Consider the following 18680-nt stretch of genomic DNA (forward strand, 5'->3'; position numbering starts at 1 on the left):
AGCGCCGCGCCTTGCGTGCTACGCTTCCCGGCTCCCAGCGCCCTTCCCCGTGGCGCCGGCGTTTTTTCTCCCAGCCCCCGCATGACTTCTGCCCCCCACATCGCGGTGCTCGACGACGAGGTCGACATCACGCTGCTGCTGGCCAACTACCTCCAGGGCCACGGCTATCGCGTCACCCAGATCCACGACGGCGCGGCGCTGCGCTCGCTCATGGCCGCCGACCCGGCCGACCTCGTGCTGCTGGACCTGGGCCTGCCCGGCGAAGACGGCTTTTCCATCGCCCGCCACATGCGCGAGAACTGGCGCTGCGGCCTCGTGATCGTCACCGGCCGCGGCGACCCGGTGGACAAGGTGGTGGGCCTCGAAGTGGGCGCCGACGACTACGTGACCAAGCCCTTCGACCTGCGCGAGCTGGCGGCGCGCGTCAAGGCCGTGCTGCGGCGCCTGACGCCCGACGCGTCGGCGGCCGCCGCCGCGCCCACGCCGCCCGAGCGCCTGCGCTTCGCCGGCTGGCGCCTGGACACCGCCGCGCGCAGCCTCAGCAACGCGCAGGGCGAGGCCGTGGCGCTGACCACCGGCGAGTTCGACCTGCTGTGCGCCTTCGCGCGGCACCCGGGCCGCGTGCTCTCGCGCGACTTCCTGCTCGAGCAGACGCGCGGTCGCGAAGCCGCGCCCTTCGACCGCACGATCGACGTGCAGGTCGGCCGGCTGCGCAAGAAGATCGAGGCCAACGCCGACGATCCGCAGCTCATCAAGTCGGTGCGCGGCGCGGGCTACATCCTGGTGCCGCCGGTCACCCATGGCTGACGGCAACGCACCCTCGATTCCCGGCCTGCCCTCGGGCGTCGAGGAAGGCAGCGTGTTCCGCTCGCTGTTCGCCGCGTATCCCGATTCGCTGCTGGTGGTCGACCAGTCCGGCCGCATCGTGCTGGCCAACCCCTCGGCCGCCGCCATGCTCGGCTACGCGGCCGACGAGCTCGTGGGCCTGAGCGTGGAAGCGCTGGTGCCCGACAGCATCCGCCCGCGCCACGCGGCGTTCCGCGAAGCCTACGGCCGCGCGCCGCGCCCGCGCCCGATGGGCACCGACATGGAGCTCGTCGCCAAGCGCAAGGACGGCAGCGAGGTGATGGTCGAGATCGCGCTGAGCCCGCTGCAGAACCAGGGCCTGCCCTTCGTGGTGGCCGCGATCCGCGACATCGGCGCCTACCCGCGCGTGAAGCAGGCGCTGCAGCGCGCGCGCTACAGCGAGCACCTGGCCCAACTGGGCCGGCTGGCCGTCGACACGCGCGACCTGCAGGTGGTGCTGGCGCAGGTGCCCGAGATCGTTGCGACCGCACTGCAGGTCGATGTGGCGATGGTGTGGCTGCTCGACGGCAGCCAGCGCGAGTTCCGCCTGGCCAGCGGCGTGGGCTTGGTCGCCGACGAGAGCGTGGGCCTGCGCATCGCCAACCGGCCCGACACGCAGCCCGGCTACGTGCTCTCGCAGGGCTGCCCGGTCGTGGTCACCGACTACCGCGAAGAGCGCCGCTTCACCGTGCCGCCCGCCTACCTCGAGGCCGGGCTGGTCAGCGCGCTGGCCGTGCCGCTGTCCGACCGGGGCCGCGTGACCGGCATGCTGTCGGTGCGCGCCACGGCCGCACGGCGCTTCGGCGACGAGGAGATCCGCTTTCTCGAATCGGTGGCCAGCCTGCTGGCCACCAGCCTGCAGCGCGTGCAGACCGAAGAGGCGCTGAACCACGCGCAGCGCCTGGAGAGCGTGGGCCAGCTCACCGGCGGCATCGCGCACGACTTCAACAACCTGCTCACCATCATCCAGGGCAACCTGCAGGTGCTCGAGGAGCTGCCGCAGCTCGCGGCCGACGGCTACGCGCAGCAGCTCGTGGCCGCCGCCGCGCGCGCCAGCCGGCGCGGCGCCGAACTCACGGGCAAGCTGCTGGCCTTCTCGCGGCGCCAGATGCTGCAGCCCGACGCGGTCGACGTGCGGCAGATGCTGCACTCGCTCACCGACATGCTGCGCCGCACGCTCGACCAGCGCATCCAGATCGAGATCGACGCCGACGACCCCTGCCCCGCCGTGCGCGCCGACCCGGGCCAGCTCGAATCAGCGCTGCTGAACATCGCCATCAACGCGCGCGACGCCATGCCCGAGGGCGGGCGCCTGCACTTTCGCGCCGAGGCCTGCGACGCCCTGCCCGCCACCGTGCGCCAGGAACTGAGCGACGCCGACGCCGGCCGCCGCTTCGTCGCGCTGTCCATCGCCGACAGCGGCACCGGCATGACCGACGCGGTCATGGAACACCTCTTCGAGCCCTTCTTCACCACCAAGGAGGCCGGTCGCGGCACCGGCCTGGGCCTGAGCACGGTGTACGGTTTCGTGAAGCAGTCGCGCGGCGCCATCGCCATCGACAGCAAGCTCAACGCCGGCACCACCGTCACGCTCTACCTGCCGCAGGTCGAGGCCGACGCGGCGAGCACTGCGGCACCTGCCGACGAAGAGCCCATGGAGATCGAAGCCGAAGCCACGCTGGCCCCGGGCCTGCGCGTGATGCTGGTCGAAGACGACGCCGAGGTGCGCCAGGTGGTCCACACCTTCCTGACCACGCTGGGCTGCGAGGTCGCGACCGCCGCCAATGCCGAACAAGCGTTGCCCGCCATGGCGGCCGAGGCCACGCCCTTCGACCTGCTGCTGAGCGACATCGCGCTCGGCCCCGGCATGCGCGGCACGCGGCTGGCCGCCGAGGCGGTGCAACGCCAACCGCGGCTGGCGGTGCTGCTGATGTCGGGGTTCTCGGCCGAGCTGCTCGACGCCGACCGCGAAGCGCCCCCGGGCTGGGAGCTGCTGCGCAAGCCCTATTCACGCAGCGAACTCGCGCGGGCGATGGCGCGGGCGCTGCTCAACGTCGCTTCTTACTGAAGCATCGCAGGCGCCGGCGCCAGACAGCGCTGCACGAAGGCCGAGAGCGCGCCCACGTCGGGAATCTGCACCTCGCGCCGGCCCTTGGTGGCAAAGCCGATGACCTTGTCGCGCGCCAGCCGCGAGAGTGCGCGGCTCACGCTTTCGAGCGTCATGCCCAGGTAGTTGCCGATCTCGGCGCGCGTCATGCGCAGCGTGATCTCGTCGGTGCGCATGCCGCGGTCGGCCAACGACTCGGCCCAGTAGCGCAGGAAGTCGGCCACGCGCGCGTCGGCCGGCAAGGTGCACACCGACATCAGCGAATCGCGGTCGTGCGCGATCTCGCGGCTCATCGCGGCATGCAGCATCTGCAGCAGCGCGGGGTGCGTGGCGCAGGCGGCCAGCAGCGATTCGTAGGGCACGACCCAGACCTCGCCGGTGTCCATCGCCACCGCGTCGCACACGTAGCGCTGGCCCGCGATGCCGTCGAAGCCCAGCCAGTCGCCGCGGAACTTCAGGCCCACCACCTGCTCGCGGCCATCGGCCGAGAGGTTCACGATCTTGAAGAAGCCCGAGTTCAGGATGTAGAGGTTGCCGAAGCGTTCACCGGCCTGGTAGATCACGTCGCCCGTGTGCACCATGCGGCGCTGCGGTTGCAGCTGCTCGGCCAGCAGGCGCAGGCGCTCGGCCGTGCGGCGACCCGCGTCTTCCTTGTGCACCGCTGCCGGCAGCGGCCGAAGCGGGAGGATGGGGTTGGGGCGGGCACTCGTGAGCATGGGGATTCCTCGGCGTTCTGTCTGTCTTGTGTGGCGTTGCCTGCGATCAGGCGATATCTCGATGCTAGGAAGCGCGAGGCCCCGCAGTGACAACGGCCCGCATCGGTGCGTAACGTCGGGTGAACGCTCTGTGTCCGGCGTGTAACAGCGGGGCGCTCCTTGATGTGCGTCAAGGCCGGCGCGGCCTGGGTGGCTAGCCTCCGCGAGACACATGTCGAACCTTGCCATGCACCCTTCCACCGCCGCGCTGTCGCCCCAGAGAGAGGCCAGCCTGCTGGGCCGCGCCCGGCTGCTCCAGCGCGCCGCGCTCGACGGCACCGCTCCGCCGCGGCTGCTGCGCGGCAAGAACCTCGGCCTGCTCAGCGAGACCAGCGACAGCGCCGCGCTCGCCCTGTTGCGCCAGGCCGCCGAGGAACTGGGCGCGCAGGTCGCGACCATGCGCTCCAGCCTGTCGACCGACACGCCGGTGCAGGAGCTGCAGCACACGGCGCGCATGCTCGGGCGGCTCTACGACGCCGTGGCCTGCGAGGGCATCGACGCCGCGCTGGTGCGCCAGATCGGCCAGCACGCGGGCATTCCGGTGCACGACGGTGCGGCGGCCGACAGCCACCCCACGGCCGCGCTCGCGGGCCTGCTCGGCGAGCGCACGGCGGCGGCGGACAACCGGCGCTTCGTGCTGCAGGCGTTGCTGATCGAGAGCATCGCCTGACGAGATAGCGCGTCAGCCGCACCAGTCGGCGATGCGGTGGCTCAGGTCCATCCACAGCGCCTGCAGTGCCACCGCTGCCAGCAACACCCCCGCCAGCCGCGCGCCCCAGGCCTGGCGCGTACTGCTGTCGCCCCACCCGCGCAAGCGCTGCCACAGCCACGGCGCGGCGAGCAGCGAGACGCTGCTGCCCAGCGCGAACAGCGCCATCGTCGATGCGCCCCGCAGCGGCCCGTTGCCCAGCGCGGCCAGCATGAGCGCCGAATAGAGCAGGCCGCAGGGCATCGCGACCCAGAGCGTGCCCGTGGCGAGCACGCCCAGCAGCGAGCCGCCGGCCATCGGCCGCAGGCGTGCCTCGAGGGCGCGCCCGGCGCGCTGCGCCCACAGCGGCTGGCGGCCCGCGACGGCGAGCACCACGCCCCAGGCGAGCACGAACACATGCAGCATCACCCACAGCGGACGCCAGGCCGCGACCTGCGCGCTGGCTGCGCCCAGGCCGTGCAGGCTCGCGGCGGCGATGGCGCCGGCGGCGGCGTAGCTCGCCATGCGGCCGAGATGGAAGGCGACCGGTGCGACGGGATGCACCGCCTGCGCGGGCCCGCCCACCGGCACGATGCGGATCACCGCAGACGACACCGCGCCGCACATCGCCACACAATGCGGCCCGCCCGCGAGCCCCATCAACAGTGCGGCGCCGGCGAGTGCGGGGGACTCCATCGAATCAAACCACGCGCGAGAAGCGCGTGCGCGTCGCGGCGCAGTAGCGGTCGAACACCATCGCCACCGCACGCACGAGGAACCAGCCGGCCTCGGTGACCTCGATGGCGCGTGGCGACAGGCGCACCAACCCCTGCTCAGCCATCGGTGCCAACGCGGCGCGCTCGGGGGCGAAGTAGTCCGCAAAGGCGATGCCGTGCGCGGCCTCGACGGCGTCGAAGTCCACGCGGCCCCGGCACATCAGCGCCATGATGACCTCGCGGCGCAGCACATCGTCGTCCGACAGCGCGAGCCCCTTGACCACGGGCAGGCGACCCTGGTCGAGCAACGCGTAGTAGTCCTCCAGCGTCTTCGCGTTCTGGCTGTAGGTCGCGCCCACGCGGCCGATCGCCGACACGCCGAGCGCGACGAGGTCGCCGTCGGGTTGCGTGCTGTAGCCCTGGAAGTCGCGGTGCAACCGCCCCTCTCGCTTGGCCACGGCCAGCGGATCGTCGGGCAGCGCGAAGTGGTCCATGCCGATGTAGACGTAGCCGGCCTCGGTGAGCGCCGCAATCGCGCGCCCGAGCATGCGCACCCGCGTGGGCGCGTCGGGCAGTTCGTCGGCCGCGATACGCCGCTGCGGCTTGAAGCGCTCCGGCAGGTGGGCGTAGGCATACAGCGCGATGCGGTCGGGCCGCAGTTCGCGGATCTGCGCGAGCGTGCGCTCGAACGAGGCGTCGTTCTGGCGCGGCAGGCCGTAGATCAAATCGACGTTGATCGATTTGAAACCCAGCGCGCGCGCCGTGTCCATCAGCGCGAAGACCTGCGCCGCCGGCTGGATGCGGTGCACGGCCTGCTGCACGGCGGGGTCGAAGTCCTGCACGCCGAAGCTCAGGCGGTTGAAGCCGAGCGCAGCCAGCGCCGCGAGGCGCCGTGCATCGACGGTGCGCGGATCGATCTCGATCGACTGCTCGCCGCCCGGCACGAAGGCGAACGCGCGGCGCAGCAGGGCCACCAGCTCGCCCAGTTCTTCGTCGTCCAGAAAGGTCGGCGTGCCGCCGCCCAGGTGCAGCTGGCCGACGGGCGCACCGGGCCCGAGCTGCGCGACCTGCAGCGCCACTTCGCGTGCCAGGTAGTCGAGGTACTGCCGCCCGCGCTCGCGGTGCTTCGTCACGACCTTGTTGCAGGCGCAGTAGTAGCACAGCGATTCGCAGAACGGGATGTGCACGTACAACGACAACGGCTCGCCGGCCGTGTCCGCATCGCGCCGCAGGTGCAGCGCCTGCGTGTAGTCGTCGGCGCCGAAGGTCTCGACGAAGCGGTCGGCCGTGGGGTACGAGGTGTAGCGCGGGCCGGGCACGTCGAAGCGGCGCAGCAGCTCGACGGGCAGCACGGACGGGGTCTCGGGAACGCAGGCCAGGGGCAGGCTCATGACGCAGTCTCTTTCTCGGACGGCAACGCCAGCAGCGTGGTGCACGCGCTCGAGGCCGCCGCCATCAGCCAGAACACGAAGAAGGACACGGTGTAGATGCCCTGGCGCGACATGCGCAGCGCATCGGCGCCGCAGTACGAATGGATCGGGTCGATCATCGCGAACACCAGCACTTCCATGCCGCAGGCCACGAGGAACGACGGCCACAGGATGCCGGCGATGCGGCGCATGGCACTCATGGGGCCGCCCTCTTGGGTACCGGCACATCGTCCTCGGGCGTCGCCGCATGGTTGCGCCCGGCCTGCGCCGGCATGCGCTTCTTGTCGGCCAGCGTGCGGTTGATCTCGATGCCTTCGCGGTAGTAGTCCTCGGACACCAGCACCTCGGGCGTGCGCAACGCCAGCCACACGGTCGCGATGCTCGCGAGCACCACGGCGGCGGGCCCGGCGATCACCAGCCAGACCAGCGGGTAACGCCACCAGGGGCCGGAGGTCGCGGGCGCGTTCATCGGCAGGGCATCGTTCATGGGAAGACCTTTCAGCGCGGCACCAGGAAGACCGCTTTTTCGGAAACCTGCGCCGCGCCATCCGCCTGCCGGATGTCGAAGTGCACCGTGTGCGAACCGGTCGGTGCGGCGCCGTAGGGCACCTGCAGCCGCACCGCCACCCAGCGCGCCTGCGCGGGCTCGACCTCGATGGCCTCGTCGGGCGAGGCCACGCTCAACCCCTCGATGCCGCGCGCGGCGATGCGGTAGTGCTGCGTGCGCTCGGTCGCGTTCATGATCTGCAGCCGGTAGACGTTCTCCAGCCGACCGCCCTCGACGATGCGCGCCAGCGAGGCACGGTCGCGCACCACGTCGACCTTCAGCGGCGTGCGCACGACCAGGCTGGCGAGCAGGCCCGCCACCAGCAGCGCGAGCAATGCGGTGTAGACCAGCACGCGCGGGCGCAGCACACGGCGCCACAGCTGGCGGCGCGACCAACCGGCCTCCATGCCGTTCTGCGTGTCGTAGCGGATGAGGCGCGGCGCGTAGCCCATCTTGTCCATCACGCTGTCGCAGGCGTCCACGCACAGGCCGCAGCCGATGCACTCGTACTGCAGGCCCTGGCGGATGTCGATGCCGGTGGGGCACACCTGCACGCACAGGCTGCAGTCGATGCAGTCGCCCAAGGCGGCGCTGCGCGGATCGACGTTCTTGCGGCGCGGCGCGCGCGGCTCGCCGCGCCGCGGGTCGTAGCTGACGATGAGCGTGTCGCGGTCGAACATCGCGCTCTGGAAGCGCGCGTAGGGGCACATGTACTTGCACACCTGCTCGCGCATGAAGCCGGCGTTGCCGTACGTGGCAAAGCCGTAGAAGAACACCCAGAACACCTCCCACGAGCCCATCTGCGTCTGCAGGAAGGCCATGCCCAGCTCGCGGATGGGCGTGAAGTAGCCCACGAAGGTGAAGCCGGTCCACAGCGCGATGCCGATCCAGACGACGTGCTTGAAGGCCTTCTTCACCAGCTTCTCGAGCGAGAACGCGCCGGCGTCGAGGCGGATGCGCGCGCTGCGGTTGCCTTCGATGCGCTGCTCCACCCACAGGAACATCTCGGTGTAGACGGTCTGCGGGCAGGCATACCCGCACCACAGGCGCCCGGCCACGGCCGTGAAGAGAAAGAGGGAGAGCGCGCTGATCACCAGCAGCCCCGACAGGTAGATCAGGTCCTGCGGGTACAGCACCAGCCCGAAGATGTAGAAGCGCCGCGCGGCCAGGTCGAACAGCACCATCTGCCGCTCGCCCCATTCCACCCAGGGCATGCCGTAGAACACCAGCTGGGTGAGAAAGACCATGGCCCAGCGCCAGCGCGCGAACAGGCCCTGCACGCTGCGCGGGTAGATCTTCTTCGTCGCCTCGTACAGGCCGACCTCCGGCGCGGCGGCGGGCGGCGCGCTCGCGATCGGGATGACGGTCTTTCGCGTCATGGCGTCCCGGTCGCAGGGTTGGACATGCCCCACACGTAGGAGGCCAGCAGCTTGATCTGCGCCTCGGTCAGGCGGCCTTCCTGCGCGGGCATGGCGCTGTGCTTGCCCTCGTTGATGATCTGCACGATGGCGGCCTCGCCGTAGCCGTGCAGCCAGATGCGGTCGTTCAGGCGCGGGGCGCCCAGCGCCGGGTTGCCCACGCCGCCGATGCCGTGGCAGGCCGCGCAGGCGGCGAACTTGGGCTTGCCCAGGCCGGCGCGCAGAGAGTCGTGCGGCTCGCCCGACAGGCTCAGCACGTAATTGGCGACGTTCTTCACGTCGTCGGGCGTGCCGACCATCGCGGCGGCCGGCGGCATGGTGCCGATGCGGCCCTTGGTGATCGACTCGACGATCTTGTCGGGCGTGCCGCCGTGCAGCCAGTCGGCATCGGTGAGGTTGGGAAAGCCCTTGCTGCCGCGTGCGTCGGAGCCGTGGCACTGCGCGCAGTTGTTCATGAAAAGGCGCTCGCCGATGGCGCGGGCCTGCGGGTCGCGGGCGACCTCTTCCAGGGGCATGGGCGCGTAGCGCGCGTACACCGGTTCCAGCGCCTGCGTGGCCTTGGCCACGTCCTGCTGGTACTCGGCGCGCGAGCTCCAGTCGTTCGTGCCGCGAAAGCTGCCCAGGCCCGGGAACACGGCCAGGTAGCCCAGCGAGAAGACGATGGTCAGCACGAACAGGCCCACCCACCACAGCGGCAGCGGGTTGTTGGCTTCGCGCAGGTCTTCGTCCCACACGTGGCCGGTGGTGTTGTCGGCGTCGGAGGGCACGCGCTTGCGCGCCGTGAGCCACAGGAGCAGCACGCAGCCCAGGATGCTCAGCAGCGAGGCCACGGCCACGTAGCTGGACCAGAAGTTACTAATGAAGTCGCTCATCGGGGGGCTCCGCGTCAGTCTTGCTCGAAGGGCAGGCGCGCCGCTTCGGCGAAGCGCTGCGTGTTGCGGCGCGAACAGGCCCAGGCCACGATGCCGATGAAGACGACGAAGCAGGCGATGGTGGCGGCGATGCGCAGGGTGGTGATGTCGGTCATGGGGCGTTGCCTGTTCTTTCTTCTTACTTGAGCGCCAGGCCCAGCGACTGCAGGTAGGCCACGGTGGCGTCCATGTCGGTCTTGCCGGCGACCTCGTCGGCGGCCTTGGCAATCTCTTCGTCGGTGTAGGGCACGCCCACCGTGCGCAGCGCGCGCATGCGGGTGGCGATGCTGCCGGCGTCGACCAGCCCCTTCTCCAGCCACGGGTAGGCCGGCATGTTCGACTCGGGCACGAGGTCGCGCGGGTTGTTCAGGTGGATGCGGTGCCACTCGTCGCTGTACTTGCCGCCCACGCGGTGCAGGTCGGGGCCGGTGCGCTTGCTGCCCCACTGGAAGGGGTGGTCGTACACGAACTCGCCGGCCACCGAGTAGTGGCCGTAGCGCAGCGTCTCCGAGCGGAAGGGGCGGATCATCTGCGAGTGGCAGTTGTAGCAACCCTCGCGCAGGTACACGTCGCGGCCGGCCAGTTGCAGCGGCGTGAGCGGCTTCACGCCCTCCACGGCCTCGGTGGTCGACTTCTGGAAGAACAGCGGCACGATCTCCACGAGGCCGCCGATGGCCACCACCAGCAGGATCAGCACGATCATCAGCAGGTTGTTGGTCTCGACCTTCTCGTGCGTGAAGCCGGTGGCGGCGGGCGCGGAGTTCTTGTTGTCTGGTGCGTTCATCGTGCGTCCTCAAAGGCTTCAGGCGTGGGCGGCGGCAACGGCCGGGATCTCGGCGCGCACCGAGCGCCCGGTGATCACGGTCATCCAGACGTTCCAGGCCATGACCAACATGCCGCCCAGGTAGAGCACGCCGCCGATCACGCGCACCAGGTAGTAGGGGAAGGTGGCCTTCACGCTTTCGACGAAGGTGTAGGTCAGCGTGCCGTCGGCATTGATCTCGCGCCACATGAGGCCCTGCATCACGCCGGCGATCCACATCGCGGCGATGTACAGCACGATGCCGATGGTGGCCATCCAGAAGTGCACGTCGATGGCGCGCACGCTGTACATGGCGAGGCGGCCGTACATGCGCGGGATCAGGTAGTACAGCGACCCCATGGTGATGAAGCCCACCCAGCCCAGCGCGCCGGAGTGCACGTGGCCCACGGTCCAGTCGGTGTAGTGGCTCAGGGCGTTGACAGTCTTGATGGACATCATCGGACCCTCGAAGGTCGACATGCCGTAGAACGACAGCGCGACGATCAGAAAGCGCAGGATCGGGTCGGTGCGCAGCTTGTGCCAGGCGCCCGAGAGCGTCATCACGCCGTTGATCATGCCGCCCCAGCTGGGCGCGAGAAGGATCAGCGAGAACACCATGCCCAGCGACTGCGTCCAGTCGGGCAGCGCGGTGTAGTGCAGGTGGTGCGGGCCGGCCCACATGTAGGTGAAGATCAGCGCCCAGAAGTGCACGATCGACAGCCGGTACGAATACACCGGGCGCCCCGCCTGCTTGGGGATGTAGTAGTACATCATTCCCAGGAAGCCGGCCGTGAGGAAGAAGCCCACGGCGTTGTGGCCGTACCACCACTGCACCATCGCGTCCTGCACGCCGGCGTAGGCCGAGTAGCTCTTCATCCAGCCGGCCGGAATGGCCGCGCTGTTGACGATGTGCAGCAGCGCCACCGCGATGATGAAGGCGCCGTAGAACCAGTTGGCCACGTAGATGTGGCGCACCTTGCGCAGCCCGATGGTGCCGAAGAACACGATGGCGTAGGCCACCCAGACCACGGCGATCAGGATGTCGATGGGCCATTCGAGCTCGGCGTATTCCTTGCCGCTGGTGTAGCCCAGCGGCAGGCTGATGGCGGCGGCGACGATCACCAGCTGCCAGCCCCAGAACACGAACGAGGCCAGCGCCGGCGCGAACAGCCGCACCTGGCAGGTGCGCTGCACGACGTGGAAGCTCGTGGCCATGAGCGCGCAGCCGCCGAAGGCGAAGATCACCGCGTTGGTGTGCAGCGGACGCAGGCGGCCGTAGCTGAGCCAGGGAATGCCGAGGTTGAGTTCGGGCCAGGTCAGCTGCGAGGCGATGATCACGCCGACCAGCATGCCGACCACCCCCCAGACCACCGACATGAGTGCGAACTGCCGCACGACGGTGTCGTCGTAGATGGCCGCGGGAGGGTGCGTGGTCTGCTGCATCGTGGTGCCCGTGAATGTGATTTGCGGGCAGTGTCTGCCCGCGTCGCCCGGGCAGGCTTGATGCAGATCAAGCCATCAATCGCTGTGTCAGTCGTTGTTCAGGATGCGGTCGCCTTCGACCTCGATGTCTTCGAACTGGCCGCGTTCGATGGCCCACCAGAGCCCGCCCAGGATCGCGAGCACGAGCACCACCGACAGCGGCACGAGCAGGAACAGCACGTCCATCAGGCCACCGCCGCCTTGCCGGGCACAGCGAGCCGCGCCGCGTTGAGCACCACCAGCAGCGAGCTCGCCGCCATGCCCAGCCCCGCGAGCCAGGGCGGCAGCCAGCCGGCCACGGCCAGCGGCACGCACACGGCGTTGTAGGCCGCGGCCCAGAACAGGTTCTGGCGCACCACGCGCAGCGTGCGGCGCGCCTGCGCCACGGCCGCGGGAATGGCCTGCAGCGCATCGCCGAGCACCACGAAGTCGGCCCGCGCGCGCGACAGCGGCACGGCGTGGCCGAAGGCGAACGAGGCGTTGGCGCGCGCCAGGCTCGGGCCGTCGTTCAGGCCGTCGCCGACCATCGCCACCTCGCGCCCGGCCGCCTGCAGCTGCCACAGCACCTCGAGCTTGTCTTCGGGTGCGCAGTCGCCCTGCACCGCCGCGATGCCGGCCTGCGCGCCGATGGCACGCGCCGCGTTCTCGCGGTCGCCCGAGAGCAGGCGCACCGACAGCCCCTGCGCCTGCAGCGCGGCCACGGCCTGCGTGGCGTCGGGGCGCAGTTCTTCGGCGAGCACGAAGCTGGCGAGCCAACCCTCGTCGTCGCTCAGGTGGATCTGCGCCGCATCGACCTGCAGCGGCGGCACCTCGCAGAAGGCCGCCGAGCCCAGGCGCACGGGGCGCGCGCCGTGGTCGTCCACCGCATCGCGCCGGTGCAGCGAGGCCGCCACGCCCTGCCCCACCGTCTCGCGCAGCTGCGTCGCCGACCAGGCCGGCGGCGCACGGAACTGCGCCTGCCAGGCGTTCACGAGCGCGCGCGCCGCCGGGTGCAGCGACAGCGCGGCGAGCGCCGCGCCGATCTCCAGCGCGTCGCCCGGGCGCAGGCCCTGGCGGCAGTACACGCGCTCCAGGCGTGGCGTGTCGCCCGTGAGCGTGCCGGTCTTGTCGAACACCACGGTGTCGACGCCGGCCAGCGCTTCGAGCGCCTGCAGGTTCGACGTGAGCACACCGCCACGCGCCAGCGCGCCCGCACTCGCGAGCATCGCGGCCGGCGTGGCGAGCGACAACGCGCACGGGCAGGTGACGATCAGCACCGCCACCGCGACCATCAGCGCCTTGCCGGGATCGACCGCCCACCACAGCGCGCCCGCGCCGAACGCGCAGGCCAGCACCGCGATGAGAAAGGGCCGCGCCACGCGATCGGCGAGCCGGGCCAGGCGCGGCTTGTCGAGCGCGGCGTTTTCCATGAGGCGCACGATCTGCGCGAAGCGCGTGCCCTCGCCCACCGACGCGATGCGCACCTGCACCACGGCCGAGAGGTTGTGGCTGCCTGCGAGCACGCGGTCGCCGCAGGGGCGCGGCACGGGGCGCGACTCGCCGGTGAGCAGCGCCTCGTCGGCGGTGGTGTCGCCGTCGATCACCGTGCCGTCGGCCGGAAAGGCCTCGCCGGGGCGCACGCGCACCACGTCGCCCGCGCCGAGCCGGCGCACCGCCACGCGCGTCCATGCGCCATCGGGCCCGCGGCGTTCGACGCTGTCGGGCAGCCGGTGCATCAGCGCCTCGAGCGCGCCGGCCGTGCGGTCGCGCAGCCGCGCCTCGAGCCAGCGGCCGGTGAGCAGGAAGAAGACGAACATCGTCAGCGAGTCGAAGTAGACCTCGTGCCCCAGCGGCCCCGTGGGGTCGAAGGTGGCGGCCGTGCTCACCACGAAGGTGATGAGCACGCCGAAGGTCACGGGCAGGTCCATGCCGACGCGGCCGATGCGCAGGTCGCGCCAGGCGCTGCGAAAGAAGGGCCCGCACGAGAACAGCACCACGGGCAGGCTGAGCACCCACGAGGCCCAGCGCAGCAGCTGCGCCGCATCGGCCGTCATGTCGCCGGGGCGCGCGACGTAGGCCGGGTAGGCGTACATCATCACCTGCATCATGCAAAAGCCTGCGACCAGCCAGCGCCACAGCGCCATGCGCAACTCGCGCGTGCGCGTCTCGCGCGCGCTGCGGCTGCCGGCCGGCAGCAGGGGGTAGCCCGCGCGCGCGCTGGCTTCGAACCAGCGCGAAGGCCGCGTGGCCGTGGCCGACCACACGACGCGCGCGCGCCGGCTCGCGGCATTCACCTGCACCTCGGCCACGCCGGGCACCTGCGCCAGTGCGGCCTCGACGGTGAAGGCGCAGCCCGCGCAGTGCATGCCCTCGACCGCCACCTGCGATTCCCAGCGGCCCGAGCCGGCCTCCAGCGGGCGGCCGAACGCGGCCCACTCGGCGGGATCGTCGAGCAGCTGCCAGGCGTCGGCGCGGGCGTCACTCCCGGCGGACGATGGAACGGACGGAAACGGCGCGAGCGCGGCGGAAGCTTGCATCGGGGCAGGCTAAATGCCGGGCCGATGCAAGCGTTTGATCTGCATCAAGGTTCGTTGCGACGGCCGGGGCCGCGCACAACCATCACCGTCAGGCAGGTGTCTTCGCGGACTCCAGCTGTACCGGCGGCGTGCCGGCCTTGAACATGCTCGCCAGCTGCTTGCGCAGCTCGGGCGTGTCGGTGTGGCCGTGCACGGCCACGGCGTGCTGGACGGCGGCATCGAGCAGTTCGCCTTCGGAGTCGGCGCAGAGCGCGACACTGCAGTTCATCGTGCTCGGATACTCGCGGCAGTCGATGTATTGGCGGGACATGGCGCCTCCTTTGTCCTTACGGACGTGCTTCGAAGATCAGGTTGAAGGGCGTTTCGCTGGCGCGGCGGAAGTGCGAGAAGCCGCCCTGCGAGACGACGTCGCGCAGGCGCGCTTCGCCGGCCTGCGCCCCCAGGCACAGGCCCACTTCCTGCGAACGCGAGGCCGGCGTGCAGATGAAGCTGGAGGCCGAATAGAACACGCGCCCCACCGGGTTGATGTTGTCTTCCAGCCGGTCGTTGGCAAAGGGCTCGACGATCATCCACGTGCCCTGCGGTTTGAGGGTGCGCCGCACGTGCGCCGCCGCACCGACGGGGTCGCCCATGTCGTGCAGGCAGTCGAAGACGGCCACGAGGTCGTAGTCCTCACCGGGGAAATCCTTGGCGCTCGCGACCTCGAAGCGCAGGCGCTTTTCATCGTCGACGCCGGCCTTGCGCGCGGTTTCGCGCGCACGCTCGATCGACGGCGCGTGGTAGTCGAAGCCGACGAAGCTGGACTCGGGGTAGGCCTGCGCCATCAGCAGCGTCGAGGCCCCGTGTCCGCAGCCCACGTCGGCCACGCGCGCGCCGCTTTTCAGCAAGGGCTCGATGCCTTCGAGCGCCGGAATCCACTGGCTCACCAGGTTGGCCGCGTAGCCGGGCCGGAAGAAGCGCTCGGTGCCATGGAACAGGGCCACGTCGTGCTCGTGCCAGCCGATGCCCAGGCCCGTGCGCATGGCCTGGACCATCTTGGGAATGATCTTGAACTGCGCCACGGCGATCTGGAACGCGCCGGGCACGAAGGCCGGGCTGCCTTCCTCGGCCAGCGCGAAGGCCTGTTCCTCGGTCAGCGAGAACAGCTCGCCTTTGGGGTCGTACTCGACGTAGCCGCTGGCGGCCTGGGCCGAGAGCCATTCGCGCAGGTAGCGCGCGTCGGTCTCGGTGCGGCGGGCGAGCTGCTCCGCGGTGGCGGGGCCTTCGGCCAGCGCCTTGTACAGGCCGAGCTGGTCGCCGACGACGATGGTGGCCGCATGCATCACGGCCCCGATGTCGTGGACGAAGTTACCCATGAACGCGTTAAGCCGTGTTTCGTCGATGGCCATGTGTATCCCCTTCGTCGACAAGCGACTGGCGCGCCCGCTGCCTGCCTATACTGAATTCGAGGCAAAGGGCCTGCGAGCATCCTGTCTCTCGATGCGTGCGGGCACCATACGCAGCAATGCGTATGCACCGTGAAAGGGCATGCCATGACGCACCTGTCGCGCAACGATTGGGCGAGCGCACTTCGCCTGCTGGACAAACTGGAGTCCGGCCATGTGCCCGTGCGGCATCGCAGCGCCGACGCGCATCCCACGCGCACCACCCGCCGCATCGCCAAGGCGCCGGGCCGGCGCGAATTGCGCCGCGCCGCGCAGCAGGCCGACTACTGCCGGCGCGTGGGGCTGGAACATGCGATGGCGGTGGCCTTCCTGTACCGGCTGGCCTGCCGCACACCGGCGCCGTTGCCGGATGCGCAGACCGCCGGCCTCACGCCGCGCGAGGGCGATGTCATGCACTGGCTCTCGCAGGGCAAGACCGATGCCGAGATCGCCGCGCTGCTGACGATCAGCCCCCGCACCGTGCACAAGCACCTGGAGCATGTCTACGTGAAGCTGGGCGTAGAGACGCGCACGGCCGCCGTGATGCGCGCGCTCGCCATGGGCCGATCTGTCTGAAGAAGAGGGATCGGTGCCTTCCCCCTACTCGATGCGGAAGACGAACTCCTGCGTCGCCAGCACTTCGGCGTCGCCCGTGGTCTGGCATTCGTAGCGCATCACCGCGGCGCGCACGGCCGAGTGGTACACGCGCGGCCCCGACAGGAAGCGCACTTCCTGCACATGGCCGCCCTTGATGCGGACCTCGGCCTTGACCACGCCGCCGATGCCTTCGTCCAGCGCCTTGCGCGGCATCTCGGGCTTGACCTGCCGCGGGCAGGCCACCGCGATGTCGGTGGAGGTCGCCTTCGGCGGGGCCGGTGGTGCGGGAGGCGCTGGCGGTGCAGCCGGGGGCGGTGGCGTGGGCTCGGTGTTCTGCACGGCGGTGATCGCAGGCGCCGAGGTGACGGGCGGTGTCACGGCCGGCGGCGGCACGTAGGCCGGGCGTGGCGGCGGCGGGGCCTTGGGCGTTTCCTGGCGCACGATCTTCTTCGGCGGCGGGGGCGGCGGTGGCGGGGGTGGCGGCGGCTTGATCTCGCTGATGATGGTCGCGTCCATCGGCTTCTTGATCAGCTCGACCGTCTGCCGCGCCAGCCCCGACACGAGCGCATAGCCCACGCCGACGTGGAACAGCACCATCACGGCGATGCCCACGGGCCCGAAGCGTGATTTCGGGTTGAAGTCCTTGCGGGAGCGCTTCATGGGATGAACTGCTCCGCGCCCACGATGCCCAGCTTGCTCACGCCCGTGCGCTGCGCCGAGGCCATCACGCCGGCCACCACTTCGTACTTGGCGCGGCGGTCGGGGCGCAGGTGCACCTCGGGCTGCACGGCCTGCGCGGCGACCTGCTCGAAGCGCCGCTCCATCTCCGTGCGGTCGGCCAGCGGTTCGCCGTTCCACTGCACGACGCTGAGCGCGTCGATGTCGATGCGCAGCACCTCGGGCTTGAGCTCGCTGGGCGGCGGGTTGCCCGTGGGCATGTTCAGGTTCACCGAATGCAGCTGGATCGGGATGGTGATGATCAGCATGATCAGCAGCACCAGCATCACGTCGATGAGCGGCGTGGTGTTGATGTCCATCATCGGCTCGTCGGAAGGCGTGCTGCTGCGCCGCCCCTGCTTCTGTTTTCTTGGCATGGCTTGCTTGTCTCGCTGTCTGCTCGTCTCAGTTGCGCGCGGGCGGCTCGGTGATGAAGCCCACCTTGGCGATCCCGGCCGCCTGGCAGGCGTAGATGATCCGGCCCACCGGCTCGTAGTCGGAATGCCAGTCGCCGCGGATGTGCACCTCGGGCTGCGGGTTCAGGGCCGCCACCTTGGTGAGCCGCGCCACCAGCGCGGGCGTGCCCTGCACCGGCGTGTCGTACCAGTAGGTGCGGCCGGCGGCGTCCACCGAGATCACGACGGTCTCGGGCTTGCTCTCGCGCACCTCGTTGCGCTCCTTCGGCACCGCGACGGGCACCGAGTAATTGACCACCGGGATGGTGATGAGGAAGATGATCAGCAGCACCAGCATCACGTCGACCAGCGGCGTGGTGTTGATGGCCGCGATGGCCTGTTCCTCGTCTCCCCCGGAGGCCGGGATGTTCATCGCCATGGCGCAGTCCGCTGGGCGCGCATCAGGCCGCGGCGCTGCCGGCCAGGATCACGGAGTGCAGCTCGCCGCTGAACTCGCGCACGTCGTCCATCACGGTGATGTTGCGGCGCAGGAGCCAGTTGTAGCCCAGCACCGCGGGCACGGCCACGGCCAGGCCGATGGCGGTCATGATGAGCGCCTCGCCCACCGGGCCCGCCACCTTGTCGATCGACGCCTGCCCCGCCACGCCGATGGCGGTGAGCGCGTGGTAGATGCCCCAGACGGTGCCGAACAGGCCGACGAAGGGCGCGGTGGAGCCCACGGTGGCCAGCAGCGACATGCCGTTGCCCAGGCGCCGCTGCACGCGCTCGGTGGCGCGGTGGATGCACAGGTCGACGAAGTCGGCGAAGTCGACCTTGCCGCGCAGGCCGTCGTGCTTCTGCGTGGCCTGCATGCCGGCGTCGGCGATGAAGCGGAACGGGCTGCCCTCGGCCAACCGCGCGGTGCCGGCCTGCACGGTGCCCGCGTTCCAGAACTCGTTGTCGACCGCGCGCGCCTGGCGGCCCATGCGCATCTGCTCGAGCAGCTTGGTGACGATCACGTACCAGCTGCCCATCGACATGATCGCCAGGATGGCGAGCACGGCCTTGGCGACGGCATCGCTCTGCGACCAGAGCGCGCCCACGCCGTAGGGGTTGTCGACCTTGGCTGTGGCGGTCGGTGCGGCAACCGGGGCGGCAGGCTTTTCGGGCACCGCCACGGGCGCCGGCGCGGCAGCAGCCGCGCTGGCCGCGGCTTGCGGCGCCGGCGGCGTCTGGGCGCCTGCGAGTTGCGGCGCGCTGCCCAGGCCGAGGGCCAGAACAAAGGGCGCGGCCACGGCCGTCAGCCGTGCAAGGAATGTCTTCGTCATC

General features: G+C 70.4%; 22 protein-coding genes. 4 read left to right on the forward strand and 18 right to left on the reverse strand.

Annotated elements, in window-relative coordinates; all coding sequences use genetic code 11:
• The first annotated feature begins 81 nt into the window (after positions 1-81).
• Together ACAM42_RS26525 and ACAM42_RS26530 are read left to right on the forward strand one after the other, a co-directional pair.
• Positions 82-807 carry a winged helix-turn-helix domain-containing protein gene (locus tag ACAM42_RS26525; protein WP_070062099.1) on the forward strand — a complete coding sequence of 242 codons (726 nt, stop codon included), beginning with the start codon at positions 82-84 and terminating at the stop codon, positions 805-807.
• Positions 800-2914 carry a PAS domain S-box protein gene (locus ACAM42_RS26530; protein WP_369629915.1) on the forward strand — a complete coding sequence of 705 codons (2115 nt, stop codon included), beginning with the start codon at positions 800-802 and terminating at the stop codon, positions 2912-2914. The genes ACAM42_RS26525 and ACAM42_RS26530 overlap by 8 nt, the downstream gene beginning before the upstream one ends.
• Here the strand turns inward: ACAM42_RS26530 and ACAM42_RS26535 are convergent.
• Positions 2908-3669: a Crp/Fnr family transcriptional regulator gene (locus ACAM42_RS26535; protein ID WP_369629916.1), complete on the reverse strand. Its 762-nt coding sequence runs from the start codon at positions 3667-3669 to the stop codon at positions 2908-2910. The genes ACAM42_RS26530 and ACAM42_RS26535 overlap by 7 nt on opposite strands.
• Before the next feature lie 226 nt (positions 3670-3895).
• Here ACAM42_RS26535 and ACAM42_RS26540 point away from each other — a divergent pair, with 226 nt between their 5' ends.
• Positions 3896-4378 carry an ornithine carbamoyltransferase gene (locus ACAM42_RS26540; RefSeq protein ID WP_369629917.1) on the forward strand — a complete coding sequence of 161 codons (483 nt, stop codon included), beginning with the start codon at positions 3896-3898 and terminating at the stop codon, positions 4376-4378.
• A gap of 12 nt (positions 4379-4390) precedes the next feature.
• Here the strand turns inward: ACAM42_RS26540 and ACAM42_RS26545 are convergent, their stop codons facing one another.
• The 13 genes from ACAM42_RS26545 to ACAM42_RS26605 all read right to left on the reverse strand — a co-directional run bounded on the left by ACAM42_RS26545 (position 4391) and on the right by ACAM42_RS26605 (position 15606).
• A complete protein-coding gene (locus tag ACAM42_RS26545; protein WP_369629918.1) occupies positions 4391-5092 on the reverse strand; it encodes a sulfite exporter TauE/SafE family protein in 702 nt (233 codons plus the stop codon).
• Positions 5093-5096: 4 nt separating this feature from the next.
• Complete coding sequence (gene hemN, locus ACAM42_RS26550; protein WP_369629919.1) at positions 5097-6503, reverse strand: oxygen-independent coproporphyrinogen III oxidase; 1407 nt, start codon at positions 6501-6503, stop codon at positions 5097-5099.
• The gene (locus tag ACAM42_RS26555; RefSeq protein WP_062481687.1) at positions 6500-6742 is read right to left on the reverse strand and encodes a hypothetical protein; all 243 of its coding nucleotides are present in this window, start codon (positions 6740-6742) and stop codon (positions 6500-6502) included. The genes hemN and ACAM42_RS26555 overlap by 4 nt, the downstream gene beginning before the upstream one ends.
• Entirely contained in the window at positions 6739-7029 is a 291-nt protein-coding gene (locus ACAM42_RS26560; RefSeq protein WP_159273073.1) for a FixH family protein, read from the reverse strand. Before ACAM42_RS26560 ends, ACAM42_RS26555 begins: the two co-directional genes overlap by 4 nt.
• Before the next feature lie 11 nt (positions 7030-7040).
• Positions 7041-8468 (reverse strand): cytochrome c oxidase accessory protein CcoG, encoded by a 1428-nt coding sequence (ccoG, locus tag ACAM42_RS26565; RefSeq protein WP_369629920.1) that lies wholly within the window; start codon positions 8466-8468, stop codon positions 7041-7043.
• Positions 8465-9379, reverse strand: a complete 915-nt coding sequence (gene ccoP / locus ACAM42_RS26570; protein WP_369629921.1) for a cytochrome-c oxidase, cbb3-type subunit III — start codon at positions 9377-9379, stop codon at positions 8465-8467. Before ccoP ends, ccoG begins: the two co-directional genes overlap by 4 nt.
• Positions 9380-9393: 14 nt before the next feature.
• Entirely contained in the window at positions 9394-9534 is a 141-nt protein-coding gene (locus tag ACAM42_RS26575; protein WP_062481697.1) for a cbb3-type cytochrome c oxidase subunit 3, read from the reverse strand.
• Positions 9535-9557: 23 nt separating this feature from the next.
• Positions 9558-10202 (reverse strand): cytochrome-c oxidase, cbb3-type subunit II, encoded by a 645-nt coding sequence (gene ccoO / locus ACAM42_RS26580; protein WP_070062091.1) that lies wholly within the window; start codon positions 10200-10202, stop codon positions 9558-9560.
• 18 nt (positions 10203-10220) lie between these two features.
• The gene (gene ccoN, locus ACAM42_RS26585; RefSeq protein ID WP_095746592.1) at positions 10221-11663 is read right to left on the reverse strand and encodes a cytochrome-c oxidase, cbb3-type subunit I; all 1443 of its coding nucleotides are present in this window, start codon (positions 11661-11663) and stop codon (positions 10221-10223) included.
• A gap of 87 nt (positions 11664-11750) precedes the next feature.
• Entirely contained in the window at positions 11751-11888 is a 138-nt protein-coding gene (gene ccoS, locus ACAM42_RS26590) for a cbb3-type cytochrome oxidase assembly protein CcoS (RefSeq protein WP_062481719.1), read from the reverse strand.
• Positions 11888-14218 (reverse strand): heavy metal translocating P-type ATPase, encoded by a 2331-nt coding sequence (locus tag ACAM42_RS26595; RefSeq protein ID WP_369629922.1) that lies wholly within the window; start codon positions 14216-14218, stop codon positions 11888-11890. Before ACAM42_RS26595 ends, ccoS begins: the two co-directional genes overlap by 1 nt.
• An 88-nt stretch (positions 14219-14306) precedes the next feature.
• Positions 14307-14528: a DUF1059 domain-containing protein gene (locus ACAM42_RS26600; RefSeq protein ID WP_369629923.1), complete on the reverse strand. Its 222-nt coding sequence runs from the start codon at positions 14526-14528 to the stop codon at positions 14307-14309.
• Positions 14529-14544: 16 nt separating this feature from the next.
• Entirely contained in the window at positions 14545-15606 is a 1062-nt protein-coding gene (locus ACAM42_RS26605; RefSeq protein ID WP_369629924.1) for a class I SAM-dependent methyltransferase, read from the reverse strand.
• A 144-nt stretch (positions 15607-15750) separates the two neighbouring features.
• Here ACAM42_RS26605 and ACAM42_RS26610 point away from each other — a divergent pair, with 144 nt between their 5' ends.
• Positions 15751-16218 (forward strand): response regulator transcription factor, encoded by a 468-nt coding sequence (locus ACAM42_RS26610; RefSeq protein WP_369629925.1) that lies wholly within the window; start codon positions 15751-15753, stop codon positions 16216-16218.
• Between the two features lie 24 nt (positions 16219-16242).
• Here the strand turns inward: ACAM42_RS26610 and ACAM42_RS26615 are convergent, their stop codons facing one another.
• The 4 genes from ACAM42_RS26615 to ACAM42_RS26630 are packed head-to-tail and all read right to left on the reverse strand — an operon-like array spanning position 16243 to position 18679.
• A complete protein-coding gene (locus ACAM42_RS26615; RefSeq protein ID WP_369629926.1) occupies positions 16243-16899 on the reverse strand; it encodes an energy transducer TonB in 657 nt (218 codons plus the stop codon).
• The gene (locus ACAM42_RS26620) at positions 16896-17333 is read right to left on the reverse strand and encodes a biopolymer transporter ExbD (protein WP_070062085.1); all 438 of its coding nucleotides are present in this window, start codon (positions 17331-17333) and stop codon (positions 16896-16898) included. Before ACAM42_RS26620 ends, ACAM42_RS26615 begins: the two co-directional genes overlap by 4 nt.
• Positions 17334-17361: 28 nt before the next feature.
• Entirely contained in the window at positions 17362-17790 is a 429-nt protein-coding gene (locus ACAM42_RS26625; protein ID WP_139702541.1) for a biopolymer transporter ExbD, read from the reverse strand.
• 22 nt (positions 17791-17812) lie between these two features.
• Positions 17813-18679 (reverse strand): MotA/TolQ/ExbB proton channel family protein, encoded by an 867-nt coding sequence (locus tag ACAM42_RS26630; RefSeq protein ID WP_369629927.1) that lies wholly within the window; start codon positions 18677-18679, stop codon positions 17813-17815.
• Between the last annotated feature and the right edge of the window lies 1 nt (position 18680).

It is taken from the genome of Variovorax sp. V35, assembly GCF_041154465.1.
GTDB lineage: Bacteria > Pseudomonadota > Gammaproteobacteria > Burkholderiales > Burkholderiaceae_C > Variovorax > Variovorax boronicumulans.